Origin of the sequence: Ornithinimicrobium murale (assembly GCF_003352835.1) — a bacterium.
GTDB lineage: Bacteria > Actinomycetota > Actinomycetes > Actinomycetales > Dermatophilaceae > Ornithinicoccus > Ornithinicoccus muralis.
This window is the reverse complement of the sequence record NZ_QLVD01000026.1, coordinates 1-26,276: the sequence shown is the minus strand read 5'-3', so window position 1 is coordinate 26,276 and position 26,276 is coordinate 1. Positions and strand designations below refer to the sequence as shown.

23 protein-coding genes are annotated in these 26,276 nt (G+C 64.8%); 20 read left to right on the top strand and 3 right to left on the bottom strand.

Annotated features, from left to right (window positions below; all coding sequences use genetic code 11):
* The first annotated feature begins 579 nt into the window (after positions 1-579).
* The 4 genes from DPQ65_RS12485 (at position 580) to DPQ65_RS12470 (ending at position 6,247) form a co-directional block, all read left to right on the top strand.
* The gene (locus DPQ65_RS12485; protein ID WP_114907683.1) at positions 580-1,866 is read left to right on the top strand and encodes a hypothetical protein; all 1,287 of its coding nucleotides are present in this window, start codon (positions 580-582) and stop codon (positions 1,864-1,866) included.
* On the top strand, positions 1,863-2,435 hold the full coding sequence (locus tag DPQ65_RS15885) for a hypothetical protein (protein WP_202863126.1): 573 nt from the start codon (positions 1,863-1,865) through the stop codon (positions 2,433-2,435). Before DPQ65_RS12485 ends, DPQ65_RS15885 begins: the two co-directional genes overlap by 4 nt.
* The gene (locus DPQ65_RS12475) at positions 2,432-4,351 is read left to right on the top strand and encodes an AAA family ATPase (RefSeq protein ID WP_114907682.1); all 1,920 of its coding nucleotides are present in this window, start codon (positions 2,432-2,434) and stop codon (positions 4,349-4,351) included. The genes DPQ65_RS15885 and DPQ65_RS12475 overlap by 4 nt, the downstream gene beginning before the upstream one ends.
* A gap of 603 nt (positions 4,352-4,954) precedes the next feature.
* On the top strand, positions 4,955-6,247 hold the full coding sequence (locus DPQ65_RS12470; RefSeq protein WP_162802201.1) for an ApeA N-terminal domain 1-containing protein: 1,293 nt from the start codon (positions 4,955-4,957) through the stop codon (positions 6,245-6,247).
* A 209-nt stretch (positions 6,248-6,456) separates the two neighbouring features.
* Here the strand turns inward: DPQ65_RS12470 and DPQ65_RS12465 are convergent, their stop codons facing one another.
* The 3 genes from DPQ65_RS12465 to DPQ65_RS12455 form a co-directional block, all read right to left on the bottom strand.
* Entirely contained in the window at positions 6,457-7,599 is a 1,143-nt protein-coding gene (locus tag DPQ65_RS12465) for a hypothetical protein (RefSeq protein WP_114907680.1), read from the bottom strand.
* 325 nt (positions 7,600-7,924) lie between these two features.
* Positions 7,925-8,782 carry a DUF4062 domain-containing protein gene (locus tag DPQ65_RS12460; protein ID WP_162802200.1) on the bottom strand — a complete coding sequence of 286 codons (858 nt, stop codon included), beginning with the start codon at positions 8,780-8,782 and terminating at the stop codon, positions 7,925-7,927.
* Positions 8,783-9,064: 282 nt separating this feature from the next.
* Positions 9,065-10,390, bottom strand: a complete 1,326-nt coding sequence (locus DPQ65_RS12455) for a 3'-5' exonuclease (protein WP_162802199.1) — start codon at positions 10,388-10,390, stop codon at positions 9,065-9,067.
* A gap of 1,438 nt (positions 10,391-11,828) precedes the next feature.
* On the opposite strand from DPQ65_RS12455, the gene DPQ65_RS12450 reads away from it, so the two are divergent.
* From DPQ65_RS12450 to DPQ65_RS16170, 16 genes are all read left to right on the top strand, one after another.
* Complete coding sequence (locus DPQ65_RS12450; RefSeq protein WP_202863124.1) at positions 11,829-12,230, top strand: hypothetical protein; 402 nt, start codon at positions 11,829-11,831, stop codon at positions 12,228-12,230.
* A gap of 176 nt (positions 12,231-12,406) precedes the next feature.
* The gene (locus DPQ65_RS12445) at positions 12,407-12,862 is read left to right on the top strand and encodes a helix-turn-helix domain-containing protein (RefSeq protein ID WP_114907677.1); all 456 of its coding nucleotides are present in this window, start codon (positions 12,407-12,409) and stop codon (positions 12,860-12,862) included.
* A 396-nt stretch (positions 12,863-13,258) separates the two neighbouring features.
* Entirely contained in the window at positions 13,259-13,882 is a 624-nt protein-coding gene (locus DPQ65_RS12440) for a hypothetical protein (protein WP_114907676.1), read from the top strand.
* A gap of 239 nt (positions 13,883-14,121) precedes the next feature.
* Positions 14,122-14,814, top strand: coding sequence for a hypothetical protein (locus DPQ65_RS12435; RefSeq protein WP_114907675.1), 693 nt, complete (start codon positions 14,122-14,124; stop codon positions 14,812-14,814).
* 19 nt (positions 14,815-14,833) lie between these two features.
* Positions 14,834-15,568, top strand: a complete 735-nt coding sequence (locus DPQ65_RS12430) for an SAF domain-containing protein (RefSeq protein WP_238146838.1) — start codon at positions 14,834-14,836, stop codon at positions 15,566-15,568.
* 2 nt (positions 15,569-15,570) lie between these two features.
* Positions 15,571-16,392, top strand: a complete 822-nt coding sequence (locus DPQ65_RS12425; RefSeq protein WP_114907674.1) for a CpaE/TadZ family protein — start codon at positions 15,571-15,573, stop codon at positions 16,390-16,392.
* A complete protein-coding gene (locus DPQ65_RS12420; protein WP_114907673.1) occupies positions 16,389-17,960 on the top strand; it encodes a TadA family conjugal transfer-associated ATPase in 1,572 nt (523 codons plus the stop codon). The genes DPQ65_RS12425 and DPQ65_RS12420 overlap by 4 nt, the downstream gene beginning before the upstream one ends.
* Entirely contained in the window at positions 17,957-18,862 is a 906-nt protein-coding gene (locus tag DPQ65_RS12415) for a type II secretion system F family protein (RefSeq protein ID WP_238146837.1), read from the top strand. Before DPQ65_RS12420 ends, DPQ65_RS12415 begins: the two co-directional genes overlap by 4 nt.
* The gene (locus DPQ65_RS12410; RefSeq protein WP_238146836.1) at positions 18,859-19,773 is read left to right on the top strand and encodes a hypothetical protein; all 915 of its coding nucleotides are present in this window, start codon (positions 18,859-18,861) and stop codon (positions 19,771-19,773) included. Before DPQ65_RS12415 ends, DPQ65_RS12410 begins: the two co-directional genes overlap by 4 nt.
* Positions 19,774-19,870: 97 nt before the next feature.
* On the top strand, positions 19,871-20,053 hold the full coding sequence (locus DPQ65_RS12405) for a hypothetical protein (RefSeq protein ID WP_114907672.1): 183 nt from the start codon (positions 19,871-19,873) through the stop codon (positions 20,051-20,053).
* 14 nt (positions 20,054-20,067) lie between these two features.
* Positions 20,068-20,490 (top strand): TadE family protein, encoded by a 423-nt coding sequence (locus tag DPQ65_RS12400; protein WP_114907778.1) that lies wholly within the window; start codon positions 20,068-20,070, stop codon positions 20,488-20,490.
* Positions 20,487-20,921, top strand: coding sequence for a TadE/TadG family type IV pilus assembly protein (locus tag DPQ65_RS12395; protein ID WP_114907671.1), 435 nt, complete (start codon positions 20,487-20,489; stop codon positions 20,919-20,921). The genes DPQ65_RS12400 and DPQ65_RS12395 overlap by 4 nt, the downstream gene beginning before the upstream one ends.
* The gene (locus DPQ65_RS12390) at positions 20,921-21,349 is read left to right on the top strand and encodes a pilus assembly protein TadG-related protein (protein WP_114907670.1); all 429 of its coding nucleotides are present in this window, start codon (positions 20,921-20,923) and stop codon (positions 21,347-21,349) included. The genes DPQ65_RS12395 and DPQ65_RS12390 overlap by 1 nt, the downstream gene beginning before the upstream one ends.
* A complete protein-coding gene (locus tag DPQ65_RS12385; RefSeq protein WP_114907669.1) occupies positions 21,346-24,654 on the top strand; it encodes a LysM peptidoglycan-binding domain-containing protein in 3,309 nt (1,102 codons plus the stop codon). Before DPQ65_RS12390 ends, DPQ65_RS12385 begins: the two co-directional genes overlap by 4 nt.
* Positions 24,655-25,113: 459 nt before the next feature.
* Positions 25,114-25,911: a hypothetical protein gene (locus tag DPQ65_RS12380; protein WP_162802197.1), complete on the top strand. Its 798-nt coding sequence runs from the start codon at positions 25,114-25,116 to the stop codon at positions 25,909-25,911.
* A gap of 71 nt (positions 25,912-25,982) precedes the next feature.
* Positions 25,983-26,276 (top strand): hypothetical protein (locus DPQ65_RS16170; RefSeq protein ID WP_238146835.1); only part of this gene is annotated, 294 nt, incomplete at its 3' end.

Here is a 26,276-nt window from a genome sequence, read left to right as displayed (position 1 = left end):
TCGGATCGGAGGCCCACCAACTTCTCCCTTTGCAACCACCCTATGGTGTTTGAGGCCGGAGTTCAGACTGATAATGCGTCAATGTCGCCCACTCTGAGCACGCGATACTTGGTCCGTCCATGTGGTGGTCAGGGATCATGCGAGTTCTATGCCGTCGGCAATCAACCTCTCCCACACCGCCTCGAAAGCGGCTCCCGCACCGCGCCGGCACACCACGGCTGGCGAGACTTCCACTGGGCGACGAGTTAGAAATGCTGGCTGCCGCGCCGTCGCTGACATAGGCTGAACCCATATGACTGGCAACGTGGGCGAGTTGCGCTGGCTAGAGGAGGCGCAGCGCGTGCCATACCTGCCTGCGTGTTTCGCCTCGGCCGGGGCATTGACGGGGGTCCCTGCAGCCATGTTTGAGACTGACACGCTCTCCACTCAGGTCCCGGACCTCGCAACGACCGCACCTGCCAACATCGTGGAAAGACACGGCGGGGCGGGTGCCGCCGGACTCTACGCCGACGTCCGCGGCCCTTGGCCTAGCTTGCTTCCATTGGAGCCGATAAGCCATGAGCACGCTGCCGAGGTGACATGACCGACATTGCAGACGAGGTAGCGCCCGAAGAAATTCTTCGCGCAACGCCCCCTCCGGACGATGCCGGGGCTCAGACCGCGGACCGATACGAGTGGCAGGCAATGATGGCCACTGCGGATGTCCTAGCGCTCTACTTCCAGTCTCTTGATGACGCGGGGAATCTTAGTCTTTCAGATGAGGCTACCGTCGTCTGCGAACATCACGAAGACTGGAGCATCGTGCATAACGGCTCGACCGAACTGGTTTCGGGGAAGCATCGCGAGGCGAGCATCGCACCGATCACTTCGTTCCGGCAAGTGCTCAACGAGGCTGGCGTCTTACATCTCTTCCGCCGCTGGATGGCACTCGAACGGACTCCTCGTTGCCGCGTTGTGACCACAGGAGGACTAGCGGGTGACGGAAGGAAGATCGCGAGGGGGTGCGACCAACTCCGAGAAGACCCGGCCTCGAACGCCGCCGAGCTTCTGGCGTTGATCGATCACTTCAAGGCCGCCCTCGTCGGCCAACTGCCGCCGGATGTGGCTGAACCGGACACAGATGGCATCAGATCCTTCCTGGCCGGGCTTCGGTTCCAGGATGCTCAACCCCGCCGCGACCAACTTCCGGACCTGGCCGCCGAGCGGTACGGAAGGCCCGTCGCCGAACGCCTAGGCCGGCCCTCCGGCGGTGCCGCTGCCTGGCAGGCAGCGTTCGCGCTCGTCAGGCCGCGCATGCGAAACGCTGGCCCATCGGTCGGCGGCGGATTGCCGGTCGTCCTCGGTGTGGAACACGACGATTCGCTTGCCCCGCGAACGCTTTCGGTGCGGGACGTTGATATCGCCGTTCGGTTTGCGCTCAATAACCTGGCGGGATACGCGCCACTGCCGCGCATTATTAAGGCGAATCGAATGGCTGTGAAGATGAGCCAGGGTGGTTGCTCGGACAATGCTGTAGAGAGGGCGGACGAACTCCGCTTGCAATATCGCCGGTACTGGCGCGCTCGTCTCAGTCACCCGAATACGGGCGATCACCGCAGCCGCCTGGACAATATTCTTCGACGCGCTGTCGACGAAGCCACTGATGTGGTCCGGACGGAGACTCACCCTTGGGGGGCACAGTTGTGGCGCCACCTCAGCGAGGGGCTCCAAGACCTAGAGGGCCAGACGGACGCCCACGGATTGAGTGCTGATCTGCTACTTGGCGGCGTGTCCGAACTCGCCAACACCTGTCGTGTTTGGTACACCGACCGCTTCGACGCCCAAGAGATGCTCCGCCAACTCGTCGCGGGGGAGGCCGCGTCATGACATCAGAGGAGGACCTAGACGAACTGAGCTGGGTGGTCGAGGACCTTGCTTACCATCAGGCACGCGTCCTTTTGCTGGTGAGAGCCGTAGCCGCCGAACCAGGACACCAGCGCAAACTTGATGGGCTGACAAAGCTTGCCAAGCTTGACTTCTTGGTGCGTTACCCTGCCTTGGCCCCGCTGATTCTCGATCGATTGGACACCGCCGACCTCAGAATGCACTTGACTGACGACGAGATCGCTGCGCCCACGGAGGTGGAGGATCCTATGACACGATACAAGTACGGGCCTTGGGACGACCGCTATTACCCGGTGGTCGGTGCACTTATCTCGCGAGGACTCCTCAGATACGTCAAGGGGCGGCGCGGGAGTATCGCGCTAAGTCCCACGCCGGCGGGAAGTCAACTTGCTGAGGAACTTGCAACGGACCCAGTCTGGACGGAGATTGCAGATCGCTGCGCGGCCGTCGCCGAGGCGTCAGAGGGTCTGACCGGCAATGCCCTCAAGGAATTGATCTACGACCGCTTCGCTGACCTCATGGACCGCCCTCACCGAGAGCTGATCTCGTGACTGTCAACTTCCGCATTGAGTCTGTCCACCTCGATACCTCTGCTGGTGCAGTCAAGTACTCCTTCTCGGGAGACCTCGTAGTCCTAGTGGGTCAGACTGGCGTCGGCAAGACCACTCTCCTGGAACTTATTAAGTTCGGGCTAGGTGGCGACGGCCAGCTTGCACCTGTCGCTGGTCAAAACGTCACCGACGTGCACCTGTCCATCCACATCGGAAGTTTACGTGTCCAACTCTCCCGGGGCTTGGACCCGGAGAGGCGACGGAGTATTCGAATCCTCGATCTCGTGACCGGTGAGCGACAGCGTGACCACTTCGTAGGGGGAAACGAGCCGTCGATTAGCGACTTCCTCCTCAACGCCATGACATTAGACCCCGGAATCAAAGCGGCGGCCCGAGGCTCCCGGAGCACCAGTGCTGGAAGTTTGATCACCTTCAACGACGTTTTTCGTTTCATGTACGTACCCCAAGCAAGAATGAACCGAGACATCGCCGGAAGCGACGAGGGCTACTACGACCCGAAGCGCAAGTCCGTGTTCGAGCTCCTCTTTGGCATTACGTCGTCAGAAATTCTCACGATGCGGTCAGAGATCAATACACTACGCGGCGAGATCGAGCTGGCCCAACAAGAGGCGGCTGTCGTCGAGCAGTTCCTCGCTGATACGGGCCAGACCACCCGACTCGATGCGGAAGCGGAGCTGGAGCGTGCAAAAAGCGAGCAGTCCGAGGCCCAGTCGGTTCTGCTCTCATTGCAGGACCAGCTTGCGGAAGCCGTAGACAGTCAAGCGCAGGTCCTCCGTGACCTCCTCAACGAAGCAGAGCGCGGCCTCGCCGAGGCGCGAGAACTCACTCAGGAGCTGACGCGTCAGCGTGAGGAGTACGAGACGGAGCGACGCAGAGTGTCACAGGACATTCAACGGCTTGCGCGAATGAGTTCGGCGGGACTGCGCTTAGCCAACATTGAGTTCTCGATGTGCCCACGTTGCACCCAACGGCTTGATCAGCGCATGGTTCCGGCCGGCACGTGCCCCGTGTGCCTTCAGGACGACATCGTGGAAGGACTACATGCGAGCGACCAGTACGAGTCCGCGCAACTCCGCGAGCAACTCGCCGAGATCACCGAACAAATACGGCTCCTCAGCGACCAAGCTCACCAGGCAGCCGCCGTTGCAGCAAGAAGGCACGAGCTAGTGCGGTCGCTGTCCACTGGGATCGACGAACGCACGGCTGTACGCGTGACGCCGCGCCTTCAGGCCTACGGGGATGCGGCCGCTCGAGTGGCGGCCGCTTCTGCCGAACAGAGATCGCTTGAACGTGCCCTCATCCAGTGGGATCGGGCCGAAGACCTGGCGGCACATGCTGAAACGCTAGTTACACGGCGGGCCGAGTTGCAGGGGAGCCTGCGAAGTTCGGAGGCAGAACTGCATCGTCGGAGAGCCGAACTCTTCGACGAACTCGACGACGAGTTCCAAACCACTGTAAGAGACTTCGGAATCCCGAGCGTTGAGACAGCGTCGATCAGTCGCGATACCTACCTGCCGCTTCTAAACGGCAGCCCCTTTGCCGACGCCAGTGCGGGTGGCGGAATCATCACGGCGACACAGGTCGCCTATTGGATTACTCTCGTGACTGTCTCCGCGCGTCGGCGAGACACGCGTTTTCCAACCTTCTTACTCCTTGACAGCCCGCGACTGGCATTAGGCACACAAGAAGACATCGCCGCTCAGATGTATCGACGCTTCGCAACCCAAGTTGCGGTCACCCCTGGGCGATTACAGTTCATCGTTGCCGACAACGATCTACCCGCAGGACTTGATAGGGGTCTCGACAGGCTCGATTTCTCATACGACAGCCCAACAGTTAGTTCCGTGCCACACCCCGGGCTAGCCCATGTTGAGACACTGACAGATGAGACATGATCCACGGCTCACGCCGGCGCCCGCGGGCAGGACGGCGGACCCGCAGCAATCAGCGCCGCGTATCTCGAGTGAGAGCGTCACAGCCCTGACGTGCCGCAAGACAGACGGCAGCCAATTCACGAGCAGCCTGACTGGAGCAGGCTTCGACCTTTCGCTGTTCCGGTTGAACGGCCAGTATGCGTAGCCGTCTGACCCGGCGATGCTGCGAGCCGCACGCCGGGGACCTGCAGCCCTGCGACGGGTCGCAGGACCGCTCCAGTCCGGGACCGGACGACGGCTCACACGGCTCTTCCGCAAACCCTCTCCGCTCGAGAGCGCCGATGGCACCATCCGCGACGGGTCGCACGTTCACCGTACGGCGAACGGCGATGGCACGCCCCAGAGTGATGCGCCGATGCTTGCAGCAACTGAGCGACGCGGCCCCAAGACGGCAGGTGTCGCGAAACCCTCAAGGTCGAGCTGGGGCGCCCCTGCAGCGCGCGCTACATCCCGACAGTTGTCGAGACTCTTTCATGGAGCGAGGCCTCGTGACACGCGATGCTGGTGGAGCGGCGTCGCGAACACTTCACGTTGTCCCACACAGAAGATGATTACCGAGGAATGGTGGACGAACTGATGGCGGAGGACAGGACGACCCGCATCGGGTTTCTCGTCGACGGTGACCCCGACACGGATCTAATGTCGGCGCTCTTCGAGTTCGACGGCACGGGCGTTCGGCTTCATGTGCCGTTCCTGGCGCACGAGGACCAGCGCTCTCGCTGGTGGTCACACAACATGCTCCACATGGACGACCCGGACCGCAGCAAGCACCGTTACGAGCCCCCTACAGAACTCGACTACTTTGACGACAAGGGGCCAGTCGGATTGCTCGGCTGCGTCAGCGGCAGAGCGAATACCAACATGGGCCTGGGCGTAGGTCGGGGCACAGTGCGCGCGCGCTACGCGCTAGAGAAGGCTCGTCAGGCAGCCAATTACAAGAAGCTCAACGGGCTTCGGTCTGAGATTGATGGGTTGGGGTTTTGGCTGGCCTACTCGGCACACCAGACGACCATCAAGATGTCGGAGGGCGGTGGGCCTCTCGAGATGACGACCACCATGGGAGCAGTCGATGCTCTCACCCTCGGGAGACAGTTGAACCTGAAGGCAATCGCGATTGGCTCGGGTCCGGGAGGGTGGTCTCCAGAGGCGGCCTACCGCAGTAGGGTCTTCATTGAGACCTTCGCGAAGTCGTCGAAGGAGTGGCGGGACCACCTCGAGCTCCACTTCGCTGTCCGCAACCTTGTCCGAGTGGCCGCTTGGCGACCGATCAACTTCCAGTCCCATCAAGCTGCCAGCCTCAAAGAGACGCTGGAAGTCAAGGGTAAGACGCACAATCAGTGGCGCGAGGTGCGTACCGCCACGACGGGGCTCGCCGACGGTGTTTGGAAGCCTAGCGACCGATTCCTATTCGCCTACTCGGAGATCGGAACGAGGGGGATTGCGCGTTGGCTCAAGCTCGTAGCGACCTACGAGCGGGGAATCACTCCCTTGGTTGGTCTACTTGACCTTGAAGGGGCGACGGTCGATGCCGTCATATCTCAGTTAGGCATCGCCCTTGAGGCGGTCGGATACCAAGCCCTCATTGACTCCGGCAAAACGCCAGCTGCTGCCAACGGCACCAACGTTGCTAAGCGCGTCGATCACCTGCTCGATGACGTCGTCGGGAGCTTGTCGTTTGACGACACGACGTTCGGCCAGGACTTCGCGGATTCGTACAACTCGGTGAAACATGCGAACCGTGCAGTCGTTGCGCCGGACGTGAAACTCGCTCATGTACACCAAGGCGTTGAACTGCTACGCGTCTGGATCGCCCTTCGTCTTGGCATGAAGCCAGCGACGCTCAAGTCTCGGAGTTAACCTCGCCTTCCTTCAATTTTGCACGGACCGCCCCCACTGACGGTTCTATGCAACCTTTCTCGCATCGCACGGCGCAGCCTTCACTGCATCTCGACACCTGGTGAGGGCAGCCAGGCCGCGTGATGGCTGGCGCCGCGAGTCGGGATGCCTGAAGGGCGCGTCGTTCCGCCGCACAGGAGTCCGCGGGTCACAGGCTGGCAGTTGTCACCTCAGGTCAAACCGAACTCTTGCCGAGACCCGACAAAGGCCGTTCTTATGGCATCGACCAGCGTCTGCATATCCGCCCAGTCCTGACCGGAGTGAGGCCCGCCCGCCGCCCTCGCAGTAGCCACCTTGGCGGCGAAGCGTTGCTGGAGATCGGCCTTGTCAAGTATCTCGCCTTGATACTGCTTCGCCTTCTGAGAGTACCCAGTCCATTGGATGGCGGGACGGCCGTCGTTCTCTCCTAGAACGTCGAGGCCGAAGAATAGTTCAACTGAGACCGCAGAGCCGTTAATGTCGAGGCTTGCGTGTCCAGTTGGTCCGATTGTTGGGTAGTCGGTGGCGGAGGCGAGCCGTGGCAGCCGGCGGACCCTGAAATTCGTAGGCAGCGGCGTCGCCTCCAACTGCGCGACCGCTTCGGCGCCAGCGGTGTCATTGTCGAGTAGCGCGAGGACTGGGTTCCGGACTCCAGCCGCAGCCAGAGCCCGGACGCCACGGACGACGGCTGAGGCGCCGCCCTCCGGCTTCAGATCCCAGTCAAGGAACCGGATCAGGCCGCTGAGATGGGGAGCAAGAACGTCAAGCGCCCCTCCGATCGCCACGCCGTCACTTGTTCCTTCGGTCAACACGATCATGGGGCCTTCGATGATCGTGGCGTACTTCTCATAGGCATTCCGGCACAGCCTCGGATCAGCTGGGACATGTCCGGATGCGACGACGTCCTCAAGGTCAAGAGCGATAGTGTCGTCGTCCTGTAGTTCCTCAAGAAGAAGACGGAACGGGAGCCGAGGATTGTCGGCTGTCCATAAGGGGACTTCGGAGTCTTCGACAGATTTGGCATACTCGGGCGCATCTGCTCCCGTGATCTGCCAACGGTTTCTATCGAGCCAAGAGTTCATTGACTCAGCGTCCTCGTCGTAATTGAGCGCGACCCGGTACTCGGCGTCTAGGCGGCGGCGTGCGTCGGCCAACGTCAGACCAGAGACGTCCATGCGCTCACGCATGCGTTTCGCCGTGGTTTCGTAGACTGGGGCTTCGAGACTGGTGACAAGGTCGTCGTCCTTGAACAGAGACGCCAACTCCTCCGAGTACGACTCGCGGTACGCGAAGAACAGGTGGCCAGGCGTTCGGATGTAGGAGTGCGCGGTCATGTGAACATTGTCCCCTTCGGGCTTGGCTGTCACGCCAGATCGGGTTGCTGGGAACTTTCACCGAATACCCGCGTCCTTCCGCCGCGACTGGGCGTGCCTGACCTGAGGCGAAGTAGTGGCGTGGTTCAGCATTCATCGCGTTGGCGGCAGCGTCGATCGGGGTTGATATCTGGGTCGCCGCAGGAGCCACCAAGCCAACCAACGTCGGGCACGACCTTGATGCTGCGGCCGTCCAGAATGACCACCGCGCCGTGCTCGGTAGTCAGGTCCCGCCGCGGAGAGCGAACACCAACGCGGAGATCTCGGATGAGACGAGAGAGCCCCTTCAGACTGAAACGACCTGCTCCAGTGACCGCGCGACGCCATCCTCGTACCAAGTCATCTTTACTCGCTCTGGTGCGGTGTCAGCGAGTGAGAGCCACATGTGCCACGTTTGCGTGGCACCGTCGAGTAGATCGGCATGCTGCGGACCGTGAGCCTGAAGCTCCTGACCGGAGGAGCTCACAAAGGCCACGGAGAGTTCTTCGGCTGCGGCGGTACCAGAGTTGGTGATGGATATCGTGACTTCGCCCTGCTGCCCTGATCGCCCCATTGCACGAAGCCTTGCGTTGGGCCCACTCGCTCTTGTTTCTTGTGCAGCAGGTCCTCGCGCCAGCGGTCCCACGAGATCTACTTTGTTCGAATCGGCGAGTCGATGCACGTCGTGTTCTAGTGCCTGGCGGACCTTGAAGGAGAGGTCTGCGATGTCTGCGTACTCTCCGTACAGGCCCTCTATGCTCTCCTTGAACTCTCGCACCTTCGACAGTTGCTCGAGATCCACGTCACGCGGAACTGGGGCCGTCGAGAACCAAACGTGTACCGGACGTCCAGCGTCCCGTGCCCGTTCGATCTCTTCCACCGAGCCCGAGATTGCTCTCGGGGTAGCGGTTCCCACACGGCTGTTAAAGATCGCCACGACGATGTCGCAGACGTCACCGAACTGCTCGTTGATCATGGTTTGGGCGTCCGGCCCCAACGCGGGGACGGCGTGGGATTCCCAGCGCACGGGCATCAGAATCACGCCTGCACCTAGCGCGCGAGCCGCATTCCAGTCATAGATGGCCTGCTCCACGGCAGCACGCTCTGCAACGGTGTCGCCGGGTGATGCGATAAGGACGCGCACGACCATGGCTGGGAAAGTCATTCGGGCACCATAGTTGGCCACGCGGGCCGTCCTACGTACCCTCGGGCACTAGCACGCGATCTCGTTCTGGGCACGCTCCCTCCCTCCCAAGTTGTGGCCCGAGTCAAGCCCTCGAACACTCGAGCGAGTTCGGCATTACCATCGTCTTCGCCTCGGGTCATGGTCCCAATATGGCACCGAACGCCGACAACCGAGCCTGGCAGCTTCATCCCGCCGCGTCTGCGCGCCAAGAATGTCGCAGCAGTCGTCGCCAAATGCCGTCGTCGCGCTTCGATTGAGAACTCATAGATGTAGTGGGTCCTCATGGGCGAGGAGGATCGCCGCGTCTCGCCACGCTTCCTGTGCCTTGGCCGCGGACAGTGCTTGATCAGAGCGAAAGTCTGCTTGGGTCTGCCCGTTCTCTCGTGATTGGGCAGCGGCTCGTGCTAGATCACAGCGCACAGGGTCGCTAGAAGGATTCAGATAGAACCGTCCGTCTCGCAGCAGTGTCTTGACGGTGGCCACGCTCACACCCAAAGCTGCCGCGATTTGTTCGCGAGAGTCGCCTCGTTGTTGTTGCTGCACTGCGAGCTTGGCTCGCTGCGTACGGTCGGCCCTCGAGCCCTCGTTCGTCTTCACCGTTCGGGCCGCGTTGGCGGGTTCGGTGATTATTCTGGCGGAACTCCTGGTGGGTGCTGCCGGAGGGGTGGGGGTCAGGTGGTCGAACCGGTTCGGTTCGCCCAGGCCGGTAGCGGCGCGTTTGAGCTCCCGGATTTCGGCTCCGGTGAGCGCATCGTCCTCCAGAGCCGCTTGGAGCATGAGGTCAAGGAACTGATGGTTCAGTGCCCGCACCTGGGCGCCACCCATACCGGCTGCCCCGGCGATCTTGGCTAGCTTCTTCGCCTCATCTCCGATGATGCGCCCGTCTTCCAATACTTCGGATAGCTCGTCGAGGTACATCGCGGCTTGGGGCCCTGCTGCCTCGGCAGCGGTCATCGGCAGGCGGGCCATTAGGGAGGCCATCCACCCTTCAGTGCCCTTGCGGAGCTGGACCGCCCGCGTCCGTGGGATGACTGAACCGGCAACGTAACCGGGTGCCAGCCCGGAGGCCGGGGTCGCCCCGTAGACCAGGGGCTGTCCCACGGAATCAAGCAGTCTCGGTAGGAGGGCACTAGTGGCCCGTACATCGCCGAGCGCGGCGTGCTTGTCCACGAAAGGGATTCCGTGATGGCGGCAAAGGGTGCCCAAGCGGTGGTTCGGCGTCGAGACCGTGCGCTGTGCTAGCCACAGGGTGCAGAGCGCTGGCAATGGTTGGCTGAGGGTGATCCCGGCCCTGGCGAACTCCGCGCGCAAGAAATGCTCCTCGAATGTGGCGTTGTGTGCCACGACCACAGCGCCGTCGAGCCGAGCGAGCAGTTCACCGGCAATTTCGGTAAATCGCGGGGCTTCGCGGACTGCGTCGTTGCTGATGCCATGGATGAACACCGGCCCTGTATCTTCGCCGTCGGGGTTGATCAGGGTGGCGAACTCATCTTCGATCCGACCTTTCGCATCAACCCGAGCGACCGCCACCTCGATCACTCGATCTCCCGATTTGGGAGACAGGCCTGTCGTTTCGAGGTCGACCACAGCGTAGGGACCGTTGTGCTCGTGCCGGTCCCTCCCACGTCGCCCTGCTCCGCCATAACGGAATAGAGGCCCTAGTTGGTGCGCCTCCGCAAACGGGATCTCCCGTTTGTAACCGTAATCCTCACGCGCCTCGCTCGGTGACCACTCACGGGTGACGTGGACCCGTCGCGTACGATCTGACTCGACTCGGCGAACGGATGGCTCAACTGGCGAGGGCCTCGCACTGCTTGAGGGCGGGGTGGGCTTCTTGGCCGACCGACGGCGGACCAGCCAGATGACGGCCACCACCGCACAAATGAGAAGGACGAACTCCACCGATACTCCGTTCACCAGGTGCGACACTTCACTGTGCCCGCACCATAGTCAGCCGGTCCGACAGAGACGGGCACAGTGCCTCGCCCTGCTTCACCGACAGCCCGAGACAAACGTAGGGACATGCACGTCGCTCACTCGACTCGTCGGCCCGGGAGCGTCACTCCGCCGGATTCCGCCGCCAGGAGGACGCGCCAGCCTTCGGCCGCCTCAGACATAGCCACGGACAGGGAGAGAGCACGGAGTCCCAACCCTGAACCGCAGTGGTTGTGGGAACGTCAATAGATCATGGCGCCCAACATCGGCTATGCCAGTGCCGTCGCTACCCGATTCCACGTTCGGGGTCGGATCGGCCCCGCCGGCGTGCTCCTGTGCCTGGCAATGGCGGGTCTCATCCTCACCGGATGCGAGACGAGCGCGACAACGGCAGAGCGTCCCACGACAACGGCAGAGCGTCCCACGGTGCGATCCAGCGAGGTCCCCGAAGCGGATGGTCTCCCTTGTCCCCAAGAATTGCCGATCGGGGACGACCCGTCCGGTTACGGCTTTGGCGTCGAGGAGCCTGCGAAGAAGCTTCCGACCCTTCTCCAGCCGCAGGAAGCTTGGGTTTGCGGTTACCACCTCGTGGACCATCCTGACGGCGACAGCGCCGGATGGGAACGCGCTGGATCACCCGAGCCCGTCACTGCGGATGACCCACCGGGCCTGCGTGGTGCTCTAGATGACCTGGCCCTCGTAGTCCTGACCAAGCATGCCCTGCGGACCTCGGACCGCGCTGGATGGTGGTGTACGCCCACGAAGGCGATCTCACCGGAGTAGTCGTAGACGATTACGGCTGTCGCAGCGTGCGTCTGACCGACAACCCCCACTCTACGCCGCCCGGAGCAGACAACCAGGGCGGAACCGTCGGCGGTCTCCTGGATGGAGGCGCGGCGGTTCTTGCCGCCCTCGGCCTTGGCAACTCGAACTGACGAGCATCGCGCGCTACAGCCCCGATGGTGCGCAGCAGATTCACTCATCTGCGGCGCCGGGCGCGATCCGTATCAGCGTAGGCGCGATCACCGATGACGTGCTCGGGGGTTTGGTGCTACGGACACGTCGGCGACATACCTTCTACTCTGGAGTCATGCTCGAACTGAGCCAGCTGGACTTGGACGAGATCGCCACGGCGCTGTCCGACCAGAGTGACTACGACCATCGGTGGCTAATCGACCCTCAGTCGGGGCAGGTGGCCTTTTGGACCTCTGACACGGGTATCGACGGGCAGAACCCCGTTGACCTCGAGGACGTGGACCTGACGCCGATCGATCCGCTCCCGTCGTACATCTGGTATCAAGACATGGTCGACTTCGCGGACCGGTTAAGCAACGACGGCGTGGGACGCCGACTAGAAAGAGCCATCCAAGGTCAAGGAGCCTTCCGGCGGTTCAAGAACGCGCTGTACGAGGAGTTCCCGAGATCCTGCCGTCCTGGCACGCCTTCCGGGAAGCCCGCGCCAACAGACGAGCCTCGAATGGCTCGCGGATGAAAACCTCATCGCCGAACACGCCGCCGATCAGTACCGACAGGACCACCCTGACCCCGACCTGCCCTGACCACGACGCTAGTCAGCGCCCTTTGGGACACGCACTCATCTCGCCGCGGGTAGGTCGTTGCGGAGGTACGTCATACCGCGTATGACCTTTGGTCACTGGCTTGGTCGGTATGGTCATGTGCGTGACGCAAACGTCTCCAGATCCGGCGGCTCTCCGCCGCGCTCGTCTGCGGGCGGGTTTGACTCAGCATGAGCTCGCACGCCGCGTTGGCGTAGCTGGAGGGGAGCGCATATCCAAATGGGAACTGGGGACGGCGGTCCCGCGCGCAGAGTATGTGCATCGTCTTGCCCGGGAACTTGGAACGGACGTCGGCGCGCTGTTGGGCACGACGGGTGTAGGCGAACTGCGCTGGCTCCGGACTAGTCGTGGATTGAGTGCTCGGGAGGTTGCAGAGCGGGCGCAGGTGGGAAGGGCTACCTATGTCGCGTGGGAGGCTGGCAAACTGAAGCGGGCACCTCGGGATAGCACGCTGGCACTCGTAGCATCTGCGTTGGAGTTGGATGTTGATGATGTTCGTCAGGCGGTCGAGCTAGCACGGCAACGACGTGGTGATCGGCCAATTTGAGGGCAGGTACTGCCCTCCGGTGTCCTTCCGGCTTGCACTCATCTGCCTGCTGGTGACGCCCGTTTGAACGCCGGCCCCGACTGTCTGTGGCTGCCGCAACTCGAAGCTGCGCTTGGAGCCACGCCAAAAGCGAGGATGGCCGAGTTATCCACAGGCAATGCGCGCGAGGGGTTCCGCATTCTACGCATTTGTGCTCCTATTGAGTAGCTGGATGGCTCGCAGACCGGTAGGGGCCACACGATGAACTGAGAGGGCCTGGGGTGGATTCACAGTTGCTCGAGGCAGTGGTGCAAGTCAGTACCACTAGTGCTCTTGGCTCGCTTCTCGCTGTCCTTGCATGTGAAGCATCGCGTCGACCCCTTAGGTGTGAAGACAAGGCATAGGAGACCTGCCGCAATGATGACGACCTTGACTCGCCGTATCGCCACAGCCGCCTGCGCGGCTGCCCTGGTGCTCGCCACTGCCGCCTGCAACGAGAACGAAGTTGATCCCATGCTGCCGTCCGTCTCGCAGGACGAGTCGACGGTGACCACGGCGGACGCGGTCGAGACGACCACACCGCCTGTGGACGATGTCACCGAGACCAGCGCACCGCCCACGCTTTCGGCGGAGGAACAGGACGAGGCGGACGCCACCGCCGCGCTCGAGCACTACCACCGGGTGCTCGACGCCGTGGCACAGGATGAGGCAGACATCGAGGCCATCAACGCCGTTGCGATAGGCACTGCCCGCGAGCAGTGGATCACCCAGTTCATGTTCTATCGGGAGCAGGGATGGACCCAACGGGGTGGCGTGGACCTGGAGGTGCTGGAGGTGACTCACCGCGAGGACCAGATCGAGTTGACCGTGTGCTCGGATGTTTCGGGTGTCGATGTGGTCGACGAGAGCGGCGAGTCGATCGTGACAAGCGATCGACCTTCGGAGTCCCTGGTCGACTTCCTGCTGGAGCGCGACGAGAACGCCGAGCACGGGTGGGTCTTGGTCGAAGACGTGAACCGGGATGAACCGTGCGACGGGTGATGAGCCTGCTGGTCACGCTCACCTTGGCGGTGCTCGGGGTGGGGATCCTGGGGAGTGTCCCAGCCGGTGCGGAACCTGCCGAGTGCGAAGTCCGTGACATCAGGACGGGACAGTGTTTGATCTACGTGCAACCGCCACCGCCAGAATACGCGCCACCTGGTGGTGGGGGGCCACGTGATCCGGGCGATCCGGGACCGGTCATGTGCTGGGATCCACTCTTGGACCGTGAAGTCACGTGTGTGGTTGGTGACTGGTACTGGTCCTATGAGTGGGCCTGCCACACCCAACTCGCAGCGCCGCAGCCGCCGTACTCCGACGATGTGTGGCCCGCTGGGACCACTGAGGGTGCGATCTATGACTGCGCTCGTGGAATCACGCTGACCGACCCGTTCCCCGATGACGTCGTGCGACGGTGGTCACCGATTCCGCCGTGGGGGTCACCACCAGACCCCGCCGAACTGGCTGAAGATGCGATCGCTGCGATGAACCTGCGGGCCATCCAGATCGGGTCTACCCCGTACACCTCGGAGAACTGTCCGCAGGCTGACCCGTGCATCGGGATCATCGGGTACCCGCAGTATTTCTGGGTGGCCGATGAGGGGCCGTCGACGTGGGGTCCGATCACGCGGACCGCCGCGGCGGGCCCGTACTCGGTGACCGCCACGGCGCAGGTCGACCGGATCGAATGGGACATGGGCAACGGCGAGGTCGTGACCTGCACGACGCCGGGGATCCCGTATCAGGATTCCTACGGGAAAGACCCCTCACCTGAGTGTGGCTACGTCTATCAGGAGGACGGGTACTACGTCCTCACCGCCTCCTCGTACTGGGTTGTGGAGTGGGCCGGGATGGGGCAGTCAGGAACGATCGAGCTCGACCTCGCCCAGAGCCACCAGATCGTGATGGGAGAAGCACAGGTGATCAACCAATGAGTGCCGGAGAGGTGGGGCCATGAGCGTCACAAGCACGGATCAGAAGGTGAGGCCATGGGCACGTAAGGCTGCAGCCAAGGATTCTGGGGATGGCGGAGGGGAGGACAGGGAGGCGGTCGGGCCAGTTCTGGCTCCACCGCCCAAGCGGCAGCGCCGCCCGATGGTCATTGCCGCGGCCGCGCTGCTGATCGCGTTGGGCGCAGCCTTGGGGGCCTGGGTGTACACCTCATCCTCGGACGCAGTGGCCGTGATCGGTGTCCAGTCGGACGTGGCACGCGGGCAGGTCATCGAGCGCGAGGACCTGGTGGGAGTCCAAATGAGTCTGGACCCTGCGCTGAGTGCCATCCCGGTGGCCCAGGTTGACGAGGTTGTCGGCAAGCGGGCGCAGCACGACCTGGTTGCCGGTGGACTGGTGACCGAGGGATCGTTCGCTGACACGGTCCCGCCGGCTGCCGGTCTGTCAGTGGTGGGGGTGAGTCTGCCGGCGACGCTGCTCCCTGCCGAGCCGCTTGTGCCGGGAGACTCCATCCGGGTGGTGCACACGCCCGGGCAGGCCCAGGGCGGCCAGCAGGAGACAGAGACTCCCACCGCACCGAGCGTCATCGAGGTGGAGGTGCTGGACGTGTACCCCGCACCAGATATCGGAGGGGTCACCGTCGTGGATGTGCTGGTTCCCCACGATGCGGCCGCAACGTTGGCCGCGCAGGTCGCCCGCGGCGAGGTTGTCATTGTGCTGGACTCGCGGGAGGAGTAGGCGTGGCAGTCATCACGTTGTGCTCTGCTGCCGGGTCTCCTGGGGTGACCACGACCGCGCTCGGCCTGGCTCTAGCGTGGCCGCGTCCGTGCCTGCTGGTCGAAGCCGACCCCACCGGGGGATCGGCCGTCCTTGCCGGGTACTTCCGAGGGGACGTGCCACAGGACTCCGGGGTTATCGACCTGGTCGTGGCGAACCGCGACCAGAACTTGACCCGAATGATCGGGCACGCCTCGATGCCGATCCCGGGCAGCACCGCGAGTTTCCTGCCGGGGGTCCGCTCACACGAGCAGTCCCGTTCCGTGTCCTCGTTGTGGGAGCCACTGGTTCGGGAGCTGCGCGGCTTGGAGCGGGCCGGTCAGGACGTGATTGTCGACGCGGGCCGACTTGGCCTGGAAGGCTCGCCGCTGCCACTGGTCCATGGGGCTGACCTGACGCTGCTGGCTACCCGCGGAACCCTGCCGGCCCTGTCAGCTGGCCGCTCACGGGTGCGGTCAATGAAAGAAGTCACGGCGCATTTCGGACTGCTCCTCATCGGGGAGAAACAGGGAGTTGTGCAGCAGAAACGGTCGGCGCCAGAAGGCCGCTGCTATGACGCGGGGACGGTCGCCAAGGTACTCGGGGCACCGGTGGTGAGCACGGTCCGGTGGGACCGGGTCGCAGCTGGGGTGTTGTCCCGGGGAGAGCCGGCGTCCAAGAAGTTCAACTCCAGTCCGCTGGCTCGGAGCCTGCGCGCGGCGAACACAGCGATCCTGGCAGTTTTGCAGGCAGAGACCGAGAGCGCCGCGCAGGAAGCGGCCACACGGAAGGCGGCAGTCCAGTGAGTGAACCCAGCATTGACCCCGCGGACCTGCCGTTCTTCGCCGATGACGACGAACCGCAGGAACCGGCCGGGCGGGTGCGTTCCTCGTTCTCCCTGAACGGGCACCAGAACAAGGAGAGCCCACAGGAGCGTCCGATCCATGTCGTGCCGGAGCCCACAGAACCCGACAACAAGCTTCCAGAGGGGTCGGCCTTCACCGCGGACCACGGCGCGGGCCTCGACTGGGTGGTGGTGGCCGCACTGCGCAAGCAGGCGGCCGAGCGGCTGGGCCGAGCGCTGGGCGACAGTGACGGGCGGATTGACCTGGACGATGCGGCACGGGAGGAACAGGGCCGGGCCGTCATCGAGGAGTTGCTGCAGGAACGGTCCGAGGACGACCTGACCGCGGGACGGACGGTGTTCTCGGTGCGCGAGCAGCGGGCGTTGGCCGAGGCCACGTTCAACGCACTGTTCCGGTTAGGGCGGTTGCAGCCACTGGTTGATGACTCGCGCATTGAGAACATCATGATCTGTGGGTATGACCAGGTGTGGATTGAGTATGTGGATGGCACCCTGGAGCGGGGGCCGAGGGTCGCTGAGAGTAACGAAGAGCTGGTGGAGTTCCTCGCGTTCGTGGCGACACGGTCGGCCAACCCGCGGTCGTTCTCCTTCGCGCGTCCGGTGCTGCACCAGCGACTGCCCGACGGGTCTCGTCTGGCGGCTGCCGCCTGGGTGACCTCGACCCCGGCCGTGGTGATCCGACGGCACACCCTGATGAAGGCCACTTTGGATGACCTGGTTGCCAAGGAGATGTTGTCCCCAGTGGCGGCGAGTTTCCTGAGCGCGGCGATCAACGCGGGGTTGAGCATCGTGGTCTCGGGTCCGCAGAACTCCGGTAAGACCGTGATGATGCGGTGCCTGTGCCGCGAGATCCCGCCGTGGGAGAAGCTGGGAACATTCGAGACAGAGTTCGAGCTGCACCTCAAAGAGGTCTTCGCCGGGGAGCGGATTGTCCACGAGTGGGAGGAACGCCCGGGTTCGGAGGAGAAGGGGACCGACGGTCGCCCGGCGGGGCAGTACACCGTGGCGCAGGGACTGATGGACTCGCGCCGGTTCAACCTGGACCGGCAGATCGTGGGGGAGGTCGGCGGCCCGGAGATCTGGGCCATGATCAAGGCGATGGAGAACGGGTCCGGTTCCCTATGCACGACCCACTCCAAGAACGCCGAGGCGACCCTGCACAAGTTGGCGACCTGCGCGGGAGAGGTCGGCATCGAGAAGTCGGTGGCAATCGAGAAGCTTGCCCTGGCCGTCGATGTGATCGTGCAGCTCAAGCGAAAGATCGTCCCGGTGGGCGACGGCGGGACGCGGAAGGTGACCCGTTGGGTCAGCGAGATTCAGGCAGTGCAGCCCGGGGAGGACTCAACCGGCTACGCACTGACGCCGGTCTTCGTGCCAGGCCCGGACGGGCGCTGCGTGCCCGAGACCATGCCCGAGGAGCTGCGTCAGGACCTGGTCGACCACGGGTTCGACGTTGACGCCTACGTGGCAGAGCGCGGAACGATCGGCCGGGCAGGAGTGTCCCAGTGAGCCAGGTGGCGGCCGCTGCTCTCTGCGGGGCGCTCATCGTGACCGGGGTGATAGGCATCATCGTGGGGATGCGGCCGGCCGACCCTGGGCCAGCCCGGCCGCGTAGAGCCAAGCCGAGCGGGTCCGTTCTGGCACGAACCAGTTCACGGATCAAACTCATTGGCCTCGTCGGTGGCGTGATCGGCGCGGTGATCGCCTTCACCACGGGGTGGGTGATCGCCGTGGCTGCGGTACCGGCTATCGCGGTGGTCGTGACGCACCTGTTGACCCCTCCTGCGGCGGGGAAGGTCATCGCCAAGCTGGACGGAATGGCCGAGTGGACTCGCAGCCTGGCAGGGGTGCTCACCGCTGGGGTGGGACTGGAGCAGGCCATCCACCTGACGGCAGTGAACGCACCCGCCGCGATCCGTGCCCCGGTGTCCCAACTGTCCGCACGGTTGCGGTCGGGGTGGCACACCGAACCAGCACTTCGACTTCTCGCCGATGATCTCGATGACGTCACCGGCGACCGGATCGCCGCGTCGTTGCTGCTGGCGGCGGACCGGCGCTCCGGGGGGCTGCGGGACGTGCTGGATAACCTCGCTGAAGCTGTGGCCCTGGAGGTCAGCGCACGGCAAGACATCGAGACCGAGCGACGCAAGCCACGACGGACGAGCCGGCAGGTGACGGTGATCACGGCTGGGTTCCTCACCTTCCTCGCGTTTCGTGGCGACTATGTCGAGCCCTACACCAACACTCTCCTCGGGCAGATGCTTGCGGGTGTGCTGATCGCCGCCTACCTGGGTTTGCTGCTGTGGTTGCGCCAGATCGCGGTAGAGAAGCCCCTGCCACGGTTCGTGGGGCCATCGGTGGCGGCGAAGTACCGCAGTGAGAGTGCCGGTGCCCGGGGGCTGGTCTCGTGAGCGCGCTGCAGGTGGCCATGATGGCTGGCGCCCTTGTCGGCGTGGGTCTGGCGCTGCTGGTATGGCGACTGGCGCCAGCTGACCCTGATTTGGCGGAGACGCTGGAGCGGCTGTCCCCCGAGCGGATCCGCAGGCGCAGAGCCGCCCAGGTGGTCAGGCACACAGGACGGCAGGAGCGGCTGGGGGTGTGGGCCGAGGGCAGGTTGCCCAGTCAGGTGTGGGTCGGTGCCCCACCGAATGAGGATCTGGCGATCCTGGGCGTCACCCGGGCACGGTTCCTGGGCGAGAAGATCGTCGGAGCTGTCATCGGGCTGGCCACACCACCGTTAGCTGTCCTCCTGCTGACCGTGGTGCAGGGACACGCGCCGTCCGTGGCGCTGCCGGCGCTGGGCAGCGTGGCATTGGCGGCCGCGGGGTTCTTGCTGCCGGATCAGCAGATTCGTCGACGTGCCAAGAGGGCCCGTGCGGAGTTCTCCCGTGCCCTGGTCGCCTACCTGGACCTGGTGGCACTGGAACGCAACTCCTCACTAGGCCCGCGGGCTGCGCTGGAGAAGGCCGCGCAGGTCGGCGACTCCTGGGTGTTCCGGCGACTGGCCGAGGACCTGCTGCGTTCTGACCTGGCTGGTGAGGCCGCGTGGGACGGGTTGCGGGACCTGGGCCTGGAGTTGCGGCTGCCGGAGCTGGGTGAGCTGGCCGACATCATGCAACTGGGTGGCGGCGAGAGCGGAGCACAGATCTACGAGCACCTGCTGTCCCGCAGCGTCGCCATGCGCAAAGCCATGTTGGCGCAGGAGAAGGACGAGGGGAATGCGATCAACCAGCAGATGGTCGTCCCGATGACGTTCCTCGGGCTGCTGTTCGCAGTCATGCTCATCACCCCGATGCTGTTGCGGCTGCTGGGGAGGGGGTAGAGGACTGAGAGGCCATGTCCCGACCTTAGGGAACCCAAGACAACCGACGTGCAAGAAGAACAACTGGAATAAGCAATCACATGGAGGAGAAGGAACCATGCAGGCTCTGTACAACTACTACTGGGGTGTGAAGCGGACACTCAGCGGCCAGGCCAAGGAGGCCGGGTACGGCGTCGCGGAGTGGGCGCTGATCCTGGCCGGCGTCGTCGGCCTGGCGATCCTGGTCGTGGGCGTGGTCACCAGCCTCGTCAACAACGAGCTCGACAAGCTACCCCAGTAAAGAGGGCGTCGGTGATGGTGCCCTGGTCCAAGGTGTCCAGCGCGGAGCGGGCCGCCCGCTTCCGCGGCTGGCTCCGGCTGAGCGATCGGGGTACGGCAGCGGTAGAGGCATCGATGATCCTCGCCGTGGTGATCACCTTGTTCTTCGGGACGATGCAAGCGGGCGTCTACTATTACGCCCGGTCTGTTGCTCTGAGCGCCGCCCAGGAGGGTGCCCGAGTGGCGGCAGGGGAGGATGCGTCCGTGGCGGACGGGATCGCAGCGGCAACCGTGCGGGCCTCGAGCACTGACCTGCTGAAAGGCCAGTCAGTTTCAGGTGCCCGCACGGGGGTGGAGGCGACCGTCACAGTCACCGGGGAGTGCGTGAGCCTGTTGCCGTTCCTGAACCCTTCCATCACCCAGTCCGCGTCGCGGCCAGTGGAACGAGTGACCGGATGAGCCGGCAACCCGGTGCGCAGGAGCGGGGGTCGATGACCACCGAACTGGCGATCACCGTCCCCGCCTTCCTGGCCTTGCTCGCACTCGTGATCTTCGGCGGCTGGGTCAGTTTCGCCGACGAAGGGGTGCAGTCCGCAGCCGACGAGGCGGCCCGAGCGGCATCCATCGCCAGAGACGCCGGGACGGCACGAGCAGCTGCCCAGTCAGCCGCCTACTCAACATTGGAGGAGGAGGGGCTGGGATGCATCAGCCAGGAGGTCACGGTGGACACCTCGGCATTCGCCGCTCCGGTCGGAACACCAGGAACCGTGCAGGTCACCGTGACCTGCACGGTGGATGGTTCAGGCCTGTGGTTGCCACCCGGGTCGGGAGTCAGGACGCTGAGCGCCACCACCACCAGTCCACTGGACAGTCACCGGGGGCGAGGGTGATGAGACAACTCCTGCAGGCCCGTGAGCGTGGGTCCATCAGCGCATGGCTGGCAGTCACGACTTTCGGGGTCATGCTGATGTTCGGGTTGGTGGTCGACATGGTCGGGGCCGATCAGGCTCGGCACCGAGCAGAGACGGTGGCCAATGAGGCCGCTCGAGCGGCTGGGCAGGAACTGGAGAACACGGCCGCCGCGCACGGGCTGGGAGTGAGCACCAACAGTGCACGGGCGATGTCTGCTGGGGAACAGTACCTGGCGACCGCGGGCGTCTCCGGCACGGTCAGTCTCCAGTCGGGTACGACGATCGTGGTCACCGCGACGGACAGCTACTCAACGAAAGTGCTCGGTCTTATCGGGGTCGACTCGGTGACAGTGACCGGTGAAGGCACGTCCCGGGTGGTCCGGGCCGTCGACGGGAGTGAGCAGTGAGAAACCTTGCGCAGCGTCTGATCGGCCTGGTCGCCACCGTGGTGATCATCGGACTGATCGCCGGGGTGCCGGTGCTGCTGGTCAACATCGGCGCCACCCCCTCCATGAGCCAGGCACCGTCCCTCGGGGAACTCTGGGGCCGATTGACCCGGCCAGATGACGGGTCGCTGCTCCTGAGCCTGTTCGTGCTGGCAGCCTGGGCTGCCTGGGCCTTCCTCGCCGTGGCCATCCTGATCGAGCTCGCGGCTAAAGCCCGTGGGATCAGAGCGCCCCGGCTGCCCGGTCTGCAGCTGCCCCAAGGAGCCGCCCGGAAACTGGTAGGGACCGCGGCCCTGCTGTTCGTCACAGCACCGGTCGCCGCGAACGCCACCGGAGGCGCACAAACCATTCCTGTGCACGAGATGACGGTCACTGCCCCGGTCGCGGTGAGCGCACCCGTCGAAACACCAGCACCCGAGAACAGTGAGCAGGACGGCCGGCAGGAGCAGCAGGAAGAGACGCGCAGCGGGGTGGAACACACCGTGCGACCGGGGGACACCCTCTGGTCGCTGGCCGAACAGTATCTGGGCGCGGGCGGGGAGTACCCGAAGATAGCCGCCGCTAACACCCACCTGATTGACCAGCCTGACTTCCTTCAGCCAGGGTGGGTGCTGAGCGTCCCGGTCCAGCAGCCTGCGGAGGCCCCGCCGAGCGTCCCGGAAGGTCACGACCAGTACATCGTGCAACCGGGAGACACCCTGACCCAGATCGCGGCGGACCACCTGGGCGACCCCGCCCGGTATCGGGAGATAGCGCAAGCCTCGGCAGGGATTACCCAACCCGGGGGTGCCCGGCTCACCGACCCTGACGTGATCGACGTTGGATGGACATTGGCCGTGCCCACCGGTGCGGCGCACACGGAAGACGGCGATCCGGGCCAGAGTGCCGAACCCAAACCGGCACAGATCGTCGAGGAGGAAGCGCCACCGTCACCGCCGGTGACCGATTCTGCTCCGGCCGACCAGAAGACCACCGGCCCGATCACCGCCACGGCTCGGGAGACGCTGGGCCACGGGGAGGACCTCGGAGAACCGGCCCCGGAGGGTCAGGAACAGGGTGACCCCGAGGTCGCCGCAGCGCTCACGGACATCTCCCAGCCTGAGAGCGGCGCAGACTCATCCCAGGACGCTGGGGAATCTGCCCCGTGGTTACTGACCGGCCTCGCGGGCGCCGGAGGGATCCTCGCGGCCGGACTGTGGGCAGCGCTGCGACACCGCCGAGCAGCCCAGTTCCGGGCACGTCGGCCGGGACGGGCGATCGCCGCCCCAGCGAGCGAACTCGGCCCCGTCGAGAGGACGATCGTCTCGGTCGGGCCTCGAGCGGCCGTGACCGTGGAGATGCTCGATGAGGTGTTGCGACGGCTCGCCACCGGAGCAGCTCGCGAAGGGCACCGGCTCCCGGAGATCCTTGCGGTAGAACTGGCCAGCGAGGGAGTGGTCGCGCACCTGGACGCTCCGTGCGACCTACCCGGCCCCTGGGAAGGCGACAACGAGAAGATGCGATGGTGCTACCCCAGCACCGCGCCCCTGACCGAAGCCGGCCCGCTGGACCCCAGCGCCCAAGCCCCCTACCCGTTGGTCCTGCCGATCGGGGAGGGCGAGAACGGGGAAGTGTGGTTGCTGAACTTCGAAGCGGCCCACGTCGTGACCCTCACCGGTGATGAGACGTTCACCGCAGACTTCGTCCGGTTCCTGGCCGCCCAAGCACCCAGCACCCCGTGGGGACGTGATGTGACGGTGGACTGCGTCGGTGTCGCCTCCGAGCTCGAGCCGATGAACCGCACGCAGATCCGCTACCACGAGCCTGAGGGTCAGGCCGTGGCCGACGCCTTGAGCGAGGCGGTCAACCTCGTGGACCGGGCGGCCGAGCTTCAGGTCGACTCCGATGTCGCCGCACGAGCAGGCCAGGTCGGTGATGACCTCTGGCCCGCCAGGGTCGTGCTCCTGGGTGCCACCGGGCCGAACTCGGACCTGGACGAGCTGGTGAAGATCCTGAGCGACCACCGGGGGTACACGAGCACAGCGGTGGTGATGACGGCACCGAGAGCTGCCGGCCCGGAAGCCTCCGGTCTGCAGATCGAACTGACCGGCCACGGGCGGCTGCGGATCGCAGCCGCCGGCCTGGACCTGGTGGCGGTCGGGTTGACCAGTGATGAGGCAGCAGGGTGCGCCGCGCTCCTCGCGCAGAGCGAGAACCTGCAAGACACGGTCGTGCCCCACGATGAGGACGCGACCGACGGGTGGGCGGCCTACGCAGACGCAGCAGGGGGACTACGCCCAGAGAACACCGTCCCGCGCGAGGCGGACACTGAGCCGGACACCAGCACCCTGCTGGACGACCGGGACGAGGACTACCTGCAGCACGGCGCGACAACCGAGCAGGACCTCGCCACCCTCTCGCCCCAGGTCCCGGCCGACGTAGCTCACGACGTTCTGCAGGCCGACCCCACACTGGATGAGGACCTGGCCGCCTGGCACGCACCAGAGTGCCCGCTTCCGCGGCTGACTCTGCTTGGCCCCGTGAAAGCACGCACCAACGGCGACGCGCGAGCGGCCATGAACCGGGTGCCGTACTACACCGAGATGCTGGCCTACCTGTTGCTACGACCCCACGGCTCCACGTCGGCGCAACTGGCCGAGGCATTCAACGTCAAGCGGGAACGGGCTCGTGTGGACATTCACACCCTGCGGGAGTGGCTCGGGCTGGACCCGCGCACCGGCGAGAAGCACATCCCGGACGCGATCAAGTCCCCCCAGGGCAAACAGCGCGGCATGGGCGTCTATCAAGCGCTTGGAGTCCTGGTCGACACCGAGCTTTTCAGGCGCCTGCGGGTCCGGGCAGCAGCCCGTGGGGGAGAGTCCGGGATCGCGGACCTACGCGCCGCCCTGGACCTGGTCACCGGGACACCATTCGACTCGGTCCGTGAAGGCGGGTGGAACTGGTTGTACGAAGGCGACCGACTCGACCACCACATGACGAACGCGGTCGTCGACGTCGCACACACCGTCACCACGTGGGGCCTGCACACCGGCGAACTGCGCACCGCCCGAGCCGCAGCCGAATGCGCAGCGCTGGCCGCCCCAGACGCAGAGATCCCACGGCTGGACCTGGCCGCCGTCGCCGAGGCCGAGGGCAACGAAGCCGAAGCCCAACGGATCCTGGATCAGGAGGTGACCAACCGGTCCGACGACGGACGAGCACCCGAAGAACTGTCCGAACGCACCCGGCGCGTGCTCGCCACACGCAACTGGAACAAGGCCAGCTAACCGTAGAGAAAAGTGCCGGACCCATGGGAATCCAAGAAGCCATGTACCACGCCATCGTCGGTGGCCTGGCCCCCTGGTATTGAGCGTGACCCTATGGACGTGGTGGGTCGGCGGGGTGGCTGCCTTGGCCCTCCTTGTCCTCGTCGGCGTGGCACTGATGGCAGCAAGGTGAACCGGCCCCAGGGGTTAAGTTCGTCGCCGCGCCTCATGCTTCACCGGTGCGTCTCTCGGGCCTCACCAGAGGTGACCACGCCCCCGGCAGGGAAGGTGATCGAGCGCAAGCGCAACCCATTCGGGGCGAGAAGCTGAACCTTTCTGGGGAACGCACGTTGACCTGCGGGTTTGCGACGTTCCCTCTGCCGTTCCCCCCTGATTTCGGGCAGTGAGGGGAACGGGACCGGTAACACCAGCAGGGCACCTTCAAGCCGTGTCATACACGGCGAACGAAGGGATCCTGCGATGAGCGTGGAGAGCGCATTAGGGCTTGCCCAGTCCGGTCTGCTGGACGAGGCACGGGACAAGTGGGAAAGCTGGGCTAGGAGCCACCCCGTACTGGGCGTAGTACGCGGCCCCGAAGAGTTCCGGGCGTGGGCACGGTGCCAGCGCCCAGCGGTCTCGGACGAACCGTTGGTCGCGTTGGCTGAGCTGGCCGCGACAGACGGTGGTGATGACCGGGCCGCGGCCGCGGTGCTGGCGTGGACGCTGCTGCCGGCAGCCACCCGGGTAGCGGCCGGGCTGCACCGGATGACGACGCGTAGCGATGAACTCGTGGCAGCGCAGCTGTGGGTAGAGGTGCGGACCTTCTCCTGGCGCCGGCGTCGAAAGGTCGCCGCCAACATCAAGTGCGACACCAGGGCAGGGGTGTTGCGCGAGCTGATGGTCCGCTCCCAGGTCGGCCGTGAGGATCGCACGTGGGCGCACACGGTGCCCGTCGATCCAGCCACGCAGGTGTGGGACCACCACGGCGGTGTCGAAGACGATTCTGGTGAGCGCCGGAACTACCTGAGCAGGATTCTGGACCGGGCCTGTGCCGAGCACCTGATCGCCGAGGCAGACCGGGATCTCGTGCTGCTTTTGGCGGAGGTGGCCGACGAGGTCGGGGCGCGGCCCAGCCAGTACGCCGGCCTGACAGCCAGCAAGGTCGTCGACACGGTCGGGGAGACCCTGGGGGTGCCCGGGGGCAAGGTCAAGCGGCAAGGAACCCGCACGCTGCAAGTGCTGGCAGCATCCGTCCGGAACCTGGACAGGGCGGGTTGATGGACACCCTCAGCAGGAGTGTGGCCAGCCGGTCCGGTCGTGAAGGGCCCCGGGCGTGGCTTAGGGAGGTCGTGACAGACCAGAACGCACCGCGCAGCCCGGCACAGATCGGCCGGCTGCTGGAGATCGCCAGCAGCCAGGACGAGGCCTGGGCGCAGCTTGACGGCTGTCTGCGCCGACTGCGTGAGATCCGGCAGGCGCAGCAGACACTGGCGACGTTGAGCCCGGCCGAGCGCGCGGCCGCCTTAGCCTCGATCCACCGATGGGCAGGTGGATGGGCCGCTGTAGGACGGGGTCAGGTCTGTGACGGGGCGAGGGTCGTGAGGGCGCGCGTGAACTGCCGGTCTGCCCGGCTTTTCCACTGG